Genomic DNA, 14,051 nt, shown 5'->3' with positions numbered 1-14,051 from the left:
GCGTTCAACTGCCTGTAAATCGCTGTGCGTTTCCGGTTCCGGACAATGTCCTGTTCAGCGGGGACGGGTGGGATGAAACGGGAGAGACGTCGCAAGTTCCGCGAACCAGCGGTTTCCTGCGCGTCGTCACGGGATCTTGACGATCACCGGATCGCCACCTACAGTCCCCACGCTGACGCCCCCACCGTCGGCGTGGGAGGTACACGTGTTCCTGCTGGAGCCCGTCGGTCTCGGCCGGCTCGAGAACGACGCCTACCTCGCCCTGCTCGACCTGAAGCGGGCCACGGCGGAGGAACTCGCGGGGAGTATCGGCTGCTCCCCGGCCGAATTGCGCCCCGCCGTCCGCCGTCTCCTCGACCACGGGCTCGTCCAGCAGCTCGGCTTCACTCCCGCGCTGTACGCCCTCGTCGCACCCGACGAGGCCCTCCCCGCGCTCATCAGCCGCCGACGCGGCGATCTCGCCCAGATGCAACTGCACATCGAGGAACTGGCCGACCGACTGCGTGCCCGGCCCGCGGGCGAGGGGACGCCGGTCGTCGAGCTGCTGGAGAGCGAGGACGCCGTACTGGCCGCGGTGGCCCGGCTCCAGCTCGAGGCGCGCGAGGAGATCGTCGCGGTCGACGCCCCGCCGTACATCGGCGGCCAGAGCAATCCGAACGACCTCGAACTGCGCCGGCTCGCGGACGGCATCGCCTACCGATTCGTCTACGCCCGCGAGGCGTTGTCGTCGCCCGAGCACATGGCGGCCATGCGCCGCTGCACCGAAGCCGGCGAACAGGCCAGGCTCCTGCCGGATGTCACTCTGAAGATGGTCGTCGTCGACCGGACCACCGCGCTGCTGCCCGTCTCCTACACCGAGCCGGACCCGGGCGTCCGGCTGCTGGTGCATGAGTCGGCACTCGTCGACGTCCTTGTCTGCTGCTTCGAGAGCCTGTGGGCGCGCGCCACGCCCTTCGGCGCGGCCGAGGCGCAGGGCGGCCCGTCCGCCAGGGACCGCGAGCTGCTGTCGCTGATGGCGTCCGGCATGAAGGACCGCACCATCGCCCGGTCCCTCGGCGTGACCGAGCGGACAGTGGGGCGCAGGCTCACCGAGCTGATGGCCGAACTGGGCGTGGAGACACGCTTCCAGGCCGGCGTAGAAGCGGCCCACAGAGGCTGGCTCTGACTCGTTCCGCAGGCCGGGCAGGGGAGACGGTGGCCGAGGCCGCCGGAAAGTGCGGCGATGATCGATGAGTTTCTCCGCGACCCGCAGTCATTCAGTGATAGTTGGTGTTCTGCAGCCGCAAGGTCGGCCGAAGGGGCACCGGCCGAACCTGCTGAGAACCAGTGACGAGACACCAGGAGAAGTCAGATGCGTACCCTGATCAGCACCGCCTTCGTCTCACTCGACGGCGTAGTGGAGGCCCCGGGCGGCGAGCCCGGCTACCGGAACTCCGGGTGGACCTTCAAGGACATGGAGTTCCTCCCGGAGGCGTACGAGATCAAGGGCCGGGAGCAGCAGGAAGCCGCCGCGATGTTGCTGGGCCGGGTGAGCTACGAGGCATTCAGCCCGGTCTGGCCGGGCATGGAAGAGTTCGCCGAGTACAAGGTGATGCCGAAGTATGTCGTCTCCACCACCCTCACCGAGGACGACCTGGTTTCGAACTGGGGCGAGAACACGATTCTGCGCTCGCTCGACGAGGTCGCCGCGCTGAAGAAGACAGAGGGCGGCCCGATCATCGTCCACGGCAGCGCCACGCTCAACCGGAACCTTTCGGACGCCGGCCTGATCGACCGTTACCACCTGCTTGTCTTTCCGCTGCTGCTCGGCGCGGGCAAGCGTCTGTTCAGCGACACGGACAAGGACGCCCAGAAGCTGAAGCTTGTCGAGCACGAGGCATACGCCAACGGCATGCAGAAGAACGTCTTCGACGTCGTCCGCTGAGGAGGAGCTGCGCCGGCGCGGAGGACGACGAGCAACGACCTCGGCCGCGGTCTGAAGGCCCGCATGACAAGCCCTCCCGGTGAGCACCGGGAGGGCTTTGTCCATGAGCGGAGGCGCAAGCTATCCGGAGTGCCGGAACCTGCTCCGGTATTCCGTAGGCGTCGTGTTCAGTTTCCGGCGGAACGCGCGGATGAGAGTGTCGGGCGTATTGAAGCCGCATGCCGACGCGACACGTTCGAGGGTGTCGTCCGTGGATTCGAGCTGGTTCCGTGCCACTTCGACGCGGGCCGATTCGATGTAAGCGGCCGGGGTCATGCCGAGTTCGGTCTTGAAGATACGGGTCAGCTGCCGTTCGCTGATGTGGGCGTGCTCGGCGAGACCGGGGACGGTGAGATGGTCGGCGACATGCTGCGTGATGTGGTGACGGATGTCGTCCATGCGGCGAGTGGTCGAGACGGGTTCGATCGGGACGCTGAACTGGCTCTGCCCGCTGGGGCGCTTCAGGTACATGACGAGCTGCCGGGCGACGCGCAGTGCGACGGCCTCGCCGAAGTCTTCGGCGACGAGAGCGAGTGACAGGTCGAGGCAGGCGGTGATGCCGGCTCCGGTCCACACGTTGTGGTCGCGGATGAAGATGGGGTCCGCGTCGACCTTGACCCCCGGGTGGTCGGCGGCGAGCTGCTGCGCGGTGGACCAGTGGGTGGTGGCGCGCTTGCCGTCGAGCAGCCCGGCCGCTGCCAGGATGTGCGCTCCCACACACACGGACGCAATGCGCTTGGACCTGCCTGCCAGTTCCTTCACCCAGTTGACCACGGTGGGGTCGGTGATGGCGTGGATGCGGCGGTTGTCGTCGAACTCGACGGAGCCGGGAACCATGAGGGTGTCGATGCTGCGCGTGGATGCTTCCTGGAAGGTGATGTCGGGGAGGATGCGCACCCCGGCAGAGGTGGTGACGGGGTCCATGGTTTCGGCGGCCAGAACCACCTGGTAGCCCGCGGCGTTGCCGGTCTCCCGTTGCAGCAGCGCGAACACTTCCGGAGGGCCGGTGACGTCGAGAAGGTCGACGCCGTCGAAAAGGAGCACGACGATGAACCGGTTGAGGCTGCTCAAAGGAGTGTCCGTCTGGTCGGAGGCGGCGGCACGGCACCACACCCGGTGTCCGTATCTGCAAGTTACATGACATTGCCGCCATGCGGGGTGGGTTCGTAGCGTGGTCGGTGCGCCATCACACGGCGGCCCTGAGCTTTTGATACGTAACCCGAGAAGGTGCAGCATGCCTACGACAACCCTGCGGGAACTCAACGGATTTGACCAGACGCCGGCTTCGCTGGCCGGTGCGACGCTGATCCTGATCGACTACCAGAACACCTACACCCGCGGCGTGATGGAACTTCAGGGCTGGCAGCCCGCGCTCGACGCTGCCGCCGAGCTGCTGGCCCGCGCCAGGGAAGCGGGTGCGAAGGTCGTCCACGTCATCAACGACGGCGGTGAGGGCACCCCGTACGACATCCGTGCCGAGATCGGCCAGATCCACCGCAGCGTGGCGCCCGCCGAGGGCGAGCAAGTCGTCGTGAAGACCACGCCCAACGCGTTCCACGAGACGAACCTGGGTGAGCTGGTGGACGGTGCCGGGAACAAGGACGTCATCATCGCCGGGTTCATGACTCACATGTGTGTGCAGTACACGGCGTCCGGCGCGTTCCTTCGCGGCAACCGGCCGACCGTGGTGGCGGATGCGTCGGCTACGCGTCCCCTGCGGGCGGCGGGTGTCGAGGTGCCGGCCGTGCACCTTCACGACGGTGCGCTGGCGACGATCGAGGACCTGTATGGCGTGGTTGTTCCGTCCACTGCGGCGCTGGGCTGATCGGCGATGGAGAACCAGAACACGTCCACGCGCAGAAGGTTTCTCACGCTCGGGGGAGCTGCCGCTGTCGGAGGGGCTGTCGCCTTCGGTGCGACGCGGTTCGGCGGATCGTCCACCGCCGCTGCGGCTGATGCGGACACCTCGGGTACGACGACCTTGCGCTCCCTCAACGGCTTCGCCGAGAAGCCGGCGTCACTCGCCAACGCCACCCTGATCATGGTCGACTACCAGAACACCTACACGCAGGGTGTGATGGAGTTGGAGGGCTGGCAGGCCGCGCTCAACTCTGGCGCCGCGCTGCTCGGGAGTGCCCGGAAGGCAGGCTCGAAGGTGGTTCACATCATCAACGACGGTGGCAAAGGCACCCCTTACGACATCCGTGCCGAGATCGGCCAGATCCATCCGAAGGTTGCGCCGGTCCGGGGTGAGCCCGTGGTCGTCAAGAAGGCCCGCTCGGGTTCGCGATCCCCGTGGCCGCCGTCCGCCTCCACGACCAACGGCCATTGGTCATCGGCGTGGTCGCCATGAAGGTGGTGGGCCTCGGCGGCGTTCTCCTTGCACCACAAGCCGACTGGATCTGGGTCTCGATACTCGGCCTCGCCACGGGCAGCGCGTTCCCGCTGGCCATTACTCTGCTGAGCCTGCGCTCGCCCAGCCCGCTGGTGGCCGCGCAACTGTCGGGCATGGCACAGACCGGCGGCTACCTGCTGGCCGGGACAGGCCCGCTGGCGATCGGCATGCTGCACACCGCCACCAGCGGCTGGAACGCCCCGCTGCTGCTCCTATTGGCCCTGGCCATCCCTGAAACCGCTTTCGGCCTGCTGGCCGCCCGCCCGGGCTTCGTGGGCCACACAGGTACCGGAAGGGTCGCGGTCGGCACGGAGGAGGAGAAGAAGACGCTCGCCTCACCGGTGCGTTGAGCACACGCCCCGGCCTGGCCCGCTTCGGCGGCACCAGGCCGGGGCTCCGCACACACCGTCCTGGGCGTCACCTCTCGGCGCACGGACCGGGCTAGCGCTTGACACGGCCGCGGATGGCGAGGACTGCGAGACCGAGGAGGACGGGTTCGGTGAGGCGGGAGACCATTTCAGTGTAGGTGCCGGCGGTGGTGAGGTCCTGCCCGCTGCTGCGGAAGACCACGGAGTTCACCACCACGCGCAGGCTCTTGTCGAACCGTTCGGTTGTCAGTCGCCGGTGGAGGGGCCCGTCAGGGTTGACGGGGTCGGCGGTCTTCGTGGTGAGCGTGATCTGACTGCCTTTCACCGTTCCCCGGCTGACCGGTTCGGGGTCTTCCGTGGCCAGGCCCCAGAGCATCATGGCCAGCACGGTGCCCGTCATGGCCAGCAGCAGCCAGGCCAGGGCCCGGGACGCGCGCAGCCCGTACCCGGACAAGGCCCAGTAGCCGGCCAGCAGCCACCGCTCGGCCCGCGGTGTCTCCTGATCCGCGCGGCGCATCTCCATCTCGCCGTAGTAGAAGTCCGCCGCGCCCGGCTCGTTCTTGCTGTCCTCGAACGCTTTACGCAGCGACCGGTACACCGCCGTCAACGCGGCCGGCTCCACGGGGTCAGTGCCGTCAGGGACCGGCGCCCAGCCGGGAACGGCTCCCGGCTGGGCAGCGCGCCAGTACTGCTCCTCAGCCAGGGTGCGCCGTTGGGTGAATCGCACCAGCCCCCATCGGCGCCGGTGGACACCCTCTGGTACCTGGGCGAGCGACATGCGTCCTTCCAGGCGAAGTTGATCCAGATGCACGGTCCCGGCGAACCGACATGCGCTCAGATCGAGATCCGTGAGCACCAGGTGGGCAGCATCCACTCCCTGAAGCGACAACATGCGAACCGTCGCGTACGTCTCGCGCAGAGCATCCTCCAGAACCACCTCGCCTGTTGACGCGATGAAGGGGCGGGTGTGGGCCGCGATGCTGAGCGGATACTCGAAGACCGCGTCGGTCAAGTCCACGTCTGCGTACCGCAACCGCAGACCAGCCGTCGCCGCCCAACGCGCGCGTTGACACACCACGCTCCGCGAGGCCGCCTCAATGGTGACCGGCGCGCCAAACGACGCGGCCGACAGATCGAACACCCTCGCACAGGTCAAAGGGCCGACGCGCGATGCCCGCTCAAACACAACGGACCTGAACGATGCTTCGGTGAAGGTCGCGCCGCTGAACCCGGCGTCGTCGGCGAAAGCCACGCCGTCGAACACGGCTGTACCGGCGAAGGCCACACCGTCGAACACGGCGGTACCGGCAAAGGTCGCCTCTCCGAACTGAGCGTTGCGTGTGAACCTTGCCTTGTTGAACCAGGCAGTGGCGGCGAACGTCGCTTCGTCGAACCAGGCTGTGCCGGTGCAGGTCGCGTCGTTGAACCGAGCCTCGCTGGTGAAAGTGGCGCCGCGGAACCAGGCGGTGCTGGTGAAGGTCGCCCTGCCGAACTTGGCGGTGCGGGTGAAGGTCGCACCGCTGAACTGGGCGGTGCTGGTGAAGGTCGCCTTGCTGAACTGCGCGGCGCCGGTGAAGGTCGCCTCCCCGAACAGCGTGGCGCCGATCATGGGGTGCCGGGTGTTCGGGTCCCGCATGGCGTCCAGTAGTTGGACCAGGAGGAGTTCGTCAATTTCGGTGCCGCGGTGATCGAGGTCGCTACCGGGTGAGAGAGACGCGAGATAGGCATCGCGCTGGTCGTCTGCGAGGTGGGCAAGGCACGCGGTGTAAGGGTCGACGCGGCGTCCTCGGCAGCCGACCCGATCCGACGGGTTGGCGCCCTTGCCGCAGTGCGGCCAGCGCGGTGGAGCTGAAGCTGAAGCCATGAACTGAGGGACAACCGAACCCCGTTCGCGGTTGCCCAAAAGGCTGCGCCGCCGTAACCCGGAGAACGTCTCACCGGACCGATGCTGCGCTAGTCGCGGACCAGCGTCGACGCCCGGATGAACGTTCACGACGCCGCAGCCCCCAGCTCAGCAGCGCGCAAGTACCGCCAGCACTTCATGACGGTAGGTCACTGCTTCACGATGCGCCGTACGTTCACGACGCTCCCGCAGTCGCCGGCCAGCTGGCGCGCCCGCTCCCGGGCGAACGCACGGCCCAGTTCCTCGCGGCTTTCGTCCGGGACGTTCTCCCGTGCACCGTTGAGGATGGTGCGCTCCTCCTCGCCGAGATGATGGGTGACGGCTTCCACGAGCCTCTCCAACCGCGCGTCCCAGGCGTCGCCGTCCGTCCCGTCCAACTCCAGCAGGGCGAGCAGCGCCTCGTTGCCCTCGTCGTGTTCCTCCGTGCCGTGTTCGACCTCGTCGTTGTCGATGTCCGGGTAGCGTTTGAGTGCCGGATAGACCTCCAGTTCCTCGGCTGTTCCATGGGCGACGAGGAGGTCGCCGAACTCCGTCAGGGCCTGCGCGCGGTCCTCCTCCACGCTGCGCATACGGCGGATGAGGTCCGCCATCGTCCGGTGGTCACGCAGAATCAGCTCGACCACGTCGTGGGATGGCATCGGCGGCACGTCCTTTCGTTCGTCGCGGCGCGGGGCGCAATCGTCGGCGGTCGACGGGACCGGCGGGATGCACATCACATGCCGGTGAAGTGCTCACTGGCCTGGGGCCTGCGCTCCCGACGGGCCGGCCGGGTACGGAGACGGCACGCGCCCTGTGTGCCCGGTGAAGGGACGGGTACCCGGTCGTTGGCGCAGCACCCCTCGCGGAAGGCAATCTGGCCTGCTGCCTCGTCGCCCACCGCCAACTCAACTCACCGCGTGAGCCGTTGTATGTGCGTTTGCGCATGGTGATGAAGACTGTGGGCATGGAGTTCCTCTGTTACCACCGCGATCGGCCCGGCTCCCTGGTGCTGCGCGACGAACTGCTGGAAGACCACCGGTCCTACATGGACCGGTACGCGAAAGAGATGATCGCCCGCGGCCCGACCCTGACCAGCGACGGCGATACGCCCACCGGCAGCGTGCACATCCTCGACCTGCCGGACCCCGCCGCCGCCCGCGCGTTCGCCTTCGGCGAGCCCGGCTACCAGGCAGGCGTGTACCGCGACGTGCTGCTGCGCCGGTGGCGCAACATGTTGGGGCGCACAATGTGGGACTTCCCCGGTGGCCGGACCGGTGGCAACCGGTACCTGGTGCTCGGCCTTGGCACGGGCCAGGCCGCCGACCTCGCCCTGCCGCCCGATCAGGACGAGTTGATCGCGTACGGGCCGCTGCTGTCTGACGACGGCGTCGCCTGGCTGGGCACGGCGGTGCTGTTGCGTGCGCCGGACCGGGTCACGGCTCGTGCCGTGCTGACCGCGGACCGGTACGCCGACATCGAGGTTCACAACTGGCAGTTCGGCGGGCGGGAGGACTGAGCCGAGGCGTCGCCGGCCTGCCAACTCATGGGGACGGGCGGGCCATCGCCCGCTCAAGGGTCGGCGAGCTGCTGGCCCCGGCAGACGAAACCGGGCAGGGCCACGCCGGGCCGACCGGACCGTGCCCGACGCCGAGGGATCAAGGGCCGCTGACCTGCCAGGAGATGGCCGCCGTGTTCGGCGTGGACGTGGAGTCGGCGCCGGTGGAGGCACTGCGGTCGAAGGCGAAACGCCGGGTGGCCCGCCGCCCGGCTGGCTTGCCGTGCCCGCGGACACATCGTCCTCGCCGTATGCGGCACAACCTTGTTCCATGGGGCGGCTGTTGACGCGATACCGACATGTGGTTCACTAGTATGAGAACGAACTAGTCGGACTTGCAGAGTAGGGAGCGGGGGTGACTATCGATGGCCGCTGTGGAGACCGGGTGGCTGCGTGGGGTGCTGCCACTGGCGCTCGCCGCCGTGCTCGCCGAGGGCGATCAGCACGGGTACGCGCTGGTACAAGAGCTGACCGCCCGCGGATTCGGCGCGATCCGTGGCGGCGCGCTGTATCCGGTGCTCGGCCGACTCGAGACCGAGGGCGTGGTGGAGGCGCGATGGGAGCCCGGTGAGGGCGGGCCGGGCCGCAAGGTCTACCGGCTCACCGACGCGGGGCGAGCCCGGCTGCGTGAAGAGGCCACCAGCTGGAAGCAGTTCTCGGACGCGATGGATCAACTCCTGGCGGACAGTATGAAGGACTTGCCATGACGGATGAGGTCACCCGGTGGCACGCACGGGTTCGACTGGCACTGGCTGCACAATCGGTGGACAGCACCCTCACGGACACGGTGCTGGACGAGGTCGCTCAGCACTGCGCGGACAGCGGTGAGAGCCCCCAGGACGCCTTCGGCACACCGGAGGCGTACGCCGCCACTGTGGTCAGCGAACGCTTCCCACCCGAGGAGCGCCTTCGTCACCAGCGCGGCCAGACACCTGCGGCGACAGTCCGCGCCGCACTCGCCCCGATCGGTGTGGCCGCTCTGGTGGCCGGCGCCTGTCTGTGGGTCGCAAACGGATTCACGCTGGCCCTGACCCCTGCCGGGTCGATCGGCTCAGCGTTCATCGCCATAGCCCTGACGGGCGGCCACCTCGCGCTCACCGCCTCGCGCTTCCGACGGCGCGCCGCGGGGTGGGTGCTCCTGGCCGCCGCAACGGTGCTGGGCGCGACGGCTTTCACTGCCCTCTCCGACAAGCCCTTCGGCCACCTACCCGCCCCGGTCCTGTGCGTACTGGGCCTCGCGCTGCTCTGGTGGGCCACCCGGAACAAACCAACCGCAGATCCTGAAGGAGTCACCATGCAACCTCGGACGGACACTCAGAAAACGGTCGGGCGTGAGCGCTGGCTCCGCCAACTGACCCAGCTGCTCGAAGAGCGCCACGCAGTACCCCGCGCACGCGCCGCGGAGCTCACCCAGGAGGCCGCCGACCACCTCGCCGCCACCGAACGCGCGCCTGAAGATGAGTTCGGGCCTGTAGAGCTGTACGCGCTGCGACTGTCCGAAGAGGAGTCTCCCCGCACACGGTGGTGGCTGCGCAACGACATCCAGAACGCGATACTTGCCGTGATCCTCACCGGCTACCTGGTGAGCAATCTCGCCTCCGGCGGCCCGTTCTGGCAAACCGCACTCGCCGCCGGCGCGCTCGCCGTGGACCTGGCGCTCCTTGCGGCCCACCTGGTACGCAAGCAACGCGCCAGCTCGCCCCAGCGATAGCCGCACTGCCCTCTCCATAGGATCGGTGTCGACGACCACGCCTGACTGGAGTCCTGTCGACCAGCCCGCCGCTGGGACCGGCGGGCGCTTCCCACTGCCAGAGCCCCGCGGTCCAGGACGCCGACGCCTGGCCCCAGCGTGAGAACTCGGCGAGCCGCTGCCGCCCCCTTCTTGCCTCTTCCCTTGAGAGATTCCCCCCATGCCCAGAGCCGATTCCGGTTTCAGCGTCCTGTCCGACGACTTCGCCGCCGACCCCTACCAGTACTTCGCCGGACTGAGGGAACGGGCACCGGTGCACTACGAGCCGGCGATCGACAGCTACTTCCTCTCCCGCTACCAGGACGTGAAGCGGGTGCTGACCGACCATCAGGAGTTCAGCACCGAAACGCTGCAGGTACGCGCCGAGCCGGTGATGCGCGGACCGGTCCTCGCCCAGATGACCGGGGCCGAGCACACCGCCAAACGAAAGATCGTCGTCCGGGGCTTCACCGGGCAGGCACTCCAAGACCAGATACGCGCCGTCCACGCCAACGCCGCCGAACTCATCGCGCCCTTCCTTCCCCGGGGCCGCCTGGACCTCGTCAACGACTTCGGCAAGCCCCTCGCCGTCTATGTGACGCTCGACGTCCTCGGCCTGGACAAGAAGGACTGGCAGCAGGTCGCCGCCTGGCACAGCGGGGTCGCCGAGTTCATCACCAGCATGGTCCTCACCCCGGAACGCCGCCGGCACTGCCTGGACTGCGCCGAGCAGTTGGAGGCCTACCTCGTCCCTCTCATCGAACAGCGGCGCCGCCACCCCGGCGAAGACCTCATATCGAAGCTGTGCACCGCCGAGTTCGACGGCATCGCCATGAGCAACCGCGACGTCACCGCGCTGATCATCAACGTCCTGGCTGCCGCCACCGAGCCCGCCGACAAGACCCTCGCCCTGCTCATCAAGCACCTGATCGACAACCCCGAGCAGATGGCCCAGGTCCGCCAGGACCCGACCCTGCTGCCCGCCGCCATCGCCGAGACCCTGCGCTACACCCCGCCGGTCCAGCTCATTCCCCGCCAGTCGGAGAAGGACGCCGTGTTCGCCGGCACCACCGTCCCGGCAGGCGCCACCGTCTTCTGCATGATCGGCGCGGCAAACCGCGACCCCGACGCCTTCACCGCCGCGGACACCTTCGACATCCACCGTCCGGACCTGGGCACCGCCCGCTCCTTCACCGCCGCCGCCCAGCACCTGGCCTTCGGTACCGGACTCCACCAGTGCGTCGGCGCGGCCTTCGCCCGCGCCGAGATCGAGACCGTCGCCGCGATGCTCATCCCCCTGCTCGACCAGGTCCGCTACAGCCCCGGCTTCCGCTACCGGGAGACCGGCCTGTACACCCGCGGCCCCGCCTCCCTGTCCCTGGACTTCACCCCCGTACACGAAGGCGTCCCGGGCCACGACTGACACCGGCACACCCCCCGTCCCGGCCTCGAGCAGGCCGGCCCGCGATCAACCTTCCCCGGCTCCGGGAGCCGGAGCCGCCCCGACCCGCCACGCCGCGCCGCCAGGAAGAGACCTCAGTGACACCGACCGACATCACCCGAGCCATCAACGACCTGCTGTTCAACCCGGGACTCGGCCTTGCCGAAGCCATCGACCGGCATTTCACCCCGGACTACCGTCAGCGCACCGACGGCGTATGGAGCGACCGTGCCGCATTCGTCCAGCACATGACCCGCCTCCGCTCCCTGGTCCGCAGCGGCCACATCGAGGTCCATGACGAATTCCGCGACGGACTGCGTTACGCCGACCGTCACACCGTCACCCTCACCCAGCACAACGGCCGTACGTCCCGCACCGAGGTGTACCTCTTCGGCCAGTACGCCCCCGACGGGCGCTTCCAACGCGTCGAAGAAACCACCCTCCTGCTCACCGACCACCCCGACGACCAGAACCTGGGACTCATCAACTGACGCCAGAAACCTGCAGAAAGAGCTCCGCAAGCACCGGCCGGCACAGGTGCAACGCTGTTGTTAGGATCCCTAAAGGAGTCCTGGCACCGCGAGGCTCGATGGGTACGTCCGGGCATGACCGTCCGGTGCCGGATTCGGGGAGGGGAGCCGTCATGGGATCTGTCGGGGAGAGACTGAGCAGCGCGCGAGTGCGTGCCTTCGTCGGTCGGGAGGAGGAACTCGGTCGCTTCGCGGAGGCGTTGACCGGTGATCCACAGGCGCCCTTGGTGTTCTACGCGTTCGGGCCGGGTGGCATCGGCAAGTCGACTCTGGTGCGGCGGCTGGCGGACCAGGCCCGTTCGGCAGGTCGGTTGCCTGTCGAACTCGACGGCCGTTTCGTCAGCCGGGACCCCGCCGACTTCGAGCGTGCGGCCGCCCCTTTTCTGGACGTTCCCGGCACGGTTTTGTTCGTCGACTCCTTCGAGCACTGCCAATGGCTCGAGAGCTGGCTGTGGCAGCACTTCCTCCCTCGCGCCGCGGACGGCGCCCTGGCTGTTCTGTCCGGCCGCCTCGCACCGCAGGCGCAGTGGAGCGCCGACCCCGCGTGGGCCGGGGTCCTGCACGTCACCGAACTGAAGCCGTTCGTCGATGAACAAGCCCGGAGTCTGCTGGCCGCGGCGCGGCTCCGGCCCGAGTTGCGAGACCGGGTGCTCCGCTTCGCCGGAGGCAACCCGCTGGCCCTGTCCCTTGCGGCCGCCGCAGGAGCAGGATCGGCAGGCTGGAACAACGAGGAGATCTGGGCTCCCTCGGCCGACGTCCTGCGAACCCTGCTGGCCGGCCTGATCGGAGAGGTACCCACGGCGGCCCACCGCCGAGCCCTGGAGGTGGCGGCACAGGCACACTCCACGTCCGAGGAACTGCTTGCCTCGGTACTGCCCGAGGAAGACGCCCACCTGCTCTTCTCCTGGCTGAGGGACCTGCCCTTCATGGAGTCCACGCACCGAGGGCTCCACCCGCACGACGCCGCACGCGAGACGCTGGCCGCCGACCTGCGCTGGCGAGCACCCCATGCCTTCGTGACGATGCGCCAGCGATTGGCCGAGGAGTACCTGCGCCTACTGCGCGAGGCACCCGAGGAGCGTGTGTGGACCGTCACCGACGAACTCTTCTACCTCTTCAAGGAGATGAAGACCCTGGCGCGCGTGCGCACATGGTCCCGCGAGGACGAGGTGCACGACCGCCCCCTGCAGCCAGGTGACATCGATGTCGTGCTACGCATGGCCGATCAGACCGAAGGCCCCGCCTCCGCGGACCTCGTCCGCTACTGGGCGCAGCGCCAACCGCAGGCATTCAGCGTCTACCGTCTCGTGAGCACAGGCCGGATCGTGGCGTTCACGGCTCGACTCGTCCTGCCGGCCCCACCCGACCCGCAGGACCTGGCCACCGATCCCGTCGTCGCGGCAGCCTGGGAGCACACGGAGGCAACCGCACCCGTGAGCCCCGGCGAGCACATCGGCATAAGCCGCTTCTCGATCTATCCCGAGCGGTATCAAGTCCCCTCGCGCGTCATCGACCTGAGCAGTTCCCGGGCTCAGGCGGAAGCCGCCCGTGCCCGCGGACGCGCATACGGCTTCGCCGTCTACCAGGACGCCGACGCCTGGGCCGTGCGCGTCAAAGGCACCCTCGTGGACACGGGTACGCGACCGCGAGTCGGTGAGCACACCTACGGACTGTTCAGCGTCGACTGGCGCCAGGTGCCCGTCGAGACCTGGCTTCACCGCTTCATATCAGCCACCGATGTGCCGGCCGAGTCCGGGCCTTCGGGCATCTCACGCACCATGTTCGACCAGGCTGTACGTGAAGCTCTGGCGCACTGGCGCGATGCGGGCGCCTTCACCGCCTGTGCCCTGATGCGCGCCCGTCTCGCGGCCGACTTCGACGACCCCGTCAAAGAGTTGCGCGCCCTGCTGCGCCAAGCCGTCGACGATCTCGCCCGCGACCCGCGTGGAGTGCGCGCCCGCGAAGCCCTGACCGCGGGGTACTTCTCCGGTGCACCCACCCAGGAAGCCGCCGCCCGCCGCCTCGGCCTGCCCTACGGCACCTACCGTCGCCACCTCCGCCAGGGCCTGGACCTGCTCTGCGAGGCCCTGTGGCAGTGGGAACTGCACGGCCCCGACGAGAACCACGGGCGCACGGTGCCGACGTACACGTAAAGGCCGGCCCCGACGACGTAGCCATGGGGGACACA

Annotated in this window: 13 protein-coding genes and 2 pseudogenes; 12 read left to right on the top strand and 3 right to left on the bottom strand. The window is 68.4% G+C overall.

The annotated features are described in order from the left end of the window. The first annotated feature begins 205 nt into the window (after positions 1 to 205). Together ACH4YL_RS13185 and ACH4YL_RS13180 are read left to right on the top strand one after the other, a co-directional pair. A complete protein-coding gene (locus tag ACH4YL_RS13185; protein WP_398507388.1) occupies positions 206 to 1,165 on the top strand; it encodes a helix-turn-helix domain-containing protein in 960 nt (319 codons plus the stop codon). Between the two features lie 186 nt (positions 1,166 to 1,351). After that, on the top strand, positions 1,352 to 1,924 hold the full coding sequence (locus ACH4YL_RS13180; protein WP_398507387.1) for a dihydrofolate reductase family protein: 573 nt from the start codon (positions 1,352 to 1,354) through the stop codon (positions 1,922 to 1,924). A gap of 120 nt (positions 1,925 to 2,044) precedes the next feature. Here the strand turns inward: ACH4YL_RS13180 and ACH4YL_RS13175 are convergent, their stop codons facing one another. Continuing rightward, on the bottom strand, positions 2,045 to 3,034 hold the full coding sequence (locus ACH4YL_RS13175; RefSeq protein ID WP_398507386.1) for a GlxA family transcriptional regulator: 990 nt from the start codon (positions 3,032 to 3,034) through the stop codon (positions 2,045 to 2,047). A 163-nt stretch (positions 3,035 to 3,197) separates the two neighbouring features. On the opposite strand from ACH4YL_RS13175, the gene ACH4YL_RS13170 reads away from it, so the two are divergent. From ACH4YL_RS13170 to ACH4YL_RS13160, 3 genes and pseudogenes are all read left to right on the top strand, one after another. Then, positions 3,198 to 3,788 (top strand): isochorismatase family protein, encoded by a 591-nt coding sequence (locus ACH4YL_RS13170; protein WP_398507385.1) that lies wholly within the window; start codon positions 3,198 to 3,200, stop codon positions 3,786 to 3,788. A gap of 156 nt (positions 3,789 to 3,944) precedes the next feature. After that, a pseudogene (locus tag ACH4YL_RS13165) lies at positions 3,945 to 4,238 on the top strand (cysteine hydrolase); the annotation flags it as partial. 65 nt (positions 4,239 to 4,303) lie between these two features. Beyond that, positions 4,304 to 4,708 carry a hypothetical protein gene (locus tag ACH4YL_RS13160; protein WP_398507384.1) on the top strand — a complete coding sequence of 135 codons (405 nt, stop codon included), beginning with the start codon at positions 4,304 to 4,306 and terminating at the stop codon, positions 4,706 to 4,708. Between the two features lie 91 nt (positions 4,709 to 4,799). Here the strand turns inward: ACH4YL_RS13160 and ACH4YL_RS13155 are convergent, their stop codons facing one another. Next, a complete protein-coding gene (locus tag ACH4YL_RS13155; RefSeq protein WP_398507383.1) occupies positions 4,800 to 6,590 on the bottom strand; it encodes a pentapeptide repeat-containing protein in 1,791 nt (596 codons plus the stop codon). Positions 6,591 to 6,778: 188 nt separating this feature from the next. Next, positions 6,779 to 7,267: a hemerythrin domain-containing protein gene (locus ACH4YL_RS13150; RefSeq protein WP_398507382.1), complete on the bottom strand. Its 489-nt coding sequence runs from the start codon at positions 7,265 to 7,267 to the stop codon at positions 6,779 to 6,781. Positions 7,268 to 7,572: 305 nt separating this feature from the next. On the opposite strand from ACH4YL_RS13150, the gene ACH4YL_RS13145 reads away from it, so the two are divergent. From ACH4YL_RS13145 to ACH4YL_RS13115, 7 genes and pseudogenes are all read left to right on the top strand, one after another. After that, positions 7,573 to 8,124: a YciI family protein gene (locus ACH4YL_RS13145; RefSeq protein WP_398507381.1), complete on the top strand. Its 552-nt coding sequence runs from the start codon at positions 7,573 to 7,575 to the stop codon at positions 8,122 to 8,124. Between the two features lie 44 nt (positions 8,125 to 8,168). After that, positions 8,169 to 8,450, top strand: a pseudogene (locus tag ACH4YL_RS13140) (hypothetical protein); the annotation flags it as partial. A 78-nt stretch (positions 8,451 to 8,528) separates the two neighbouring features. Further along, positions 8,529 to 8,870 (top strand): PadR family transcriptional regulator, encoded by a 342-nt coding sequence (locus tag ACH4YL_RS13135; RefSeq protein WP_398507380.1) that lies wholly within the window; start codon positions 8,529 to 8,531, stop codon positions 8,868 to 8,870. Beyond that, positions 8,867 to 9,874: a hypothetical protein gene (locus ACH4YL_RS13130; RefSeq protein ID WP_398507379.1), complete on the top strand. Its 1,008-nt coding sequence runs from the start codon at positions 8,867 to 8,869 to the stop codon at positions 9,872 to 9,874. The genes ACH4YL_RS13135 and ACH4YL_RS13130 overlap by 4 nt, the downstream gene beginning before the upstream one ends. Positions 9,875 to 10,073: 199 nt before the next feature. Beyond that, entirely contained in the window at positions 10,074 to 11,315 is a 1,242-nt protein-coding gene (locus ACH4YL_RS13125) for a cytochrome P450, cyclodipeptide synthase-associated (RefSeq protein ID WP_398507378.1), read from the top strand. 116 nt (positions 11,316 to 11,431) lie between these two features. Beyond that, positions 11,432 to 11,824, top strand: a complete 393-nt coding sequence (locus tag ACH4YL_RS13120) for a nuclear transport factor 2 family protein (RefSeq protein WP_398507377.1) — start codon at positions 11,432 to 11,434, stop codon at positions 11,822 to 11,824. Between the two features lie 152 nt (positions 11,825 to 11,976). Next, entirely contained in the window at positions 11,977 to 14,016 is a 2,040-nt protein-coding gene (locus ACH4YL_RS13115; RefSeq protein ID WP_398507376.1) for an ATP-binding protein, read from the top strand. The last annotated feature ends 35 nt before the right edge of the window (positions 14,017 to 14,051 follow it).

The sequence above is a fragment of the Streptomyces sp. NPDC020681 genome (assembly GCF_044334895.1).
GTDB lineage: Bacteria > Actinomycetota > Actinomycetes > Streptomycetales > Streptomycetaceae > Streptomyces.
The sequence above is the reverse complement of the archived record's forward strand: the minus strand, read 5'-3'. Positions and strand labels throughout refer to the sequence as shown.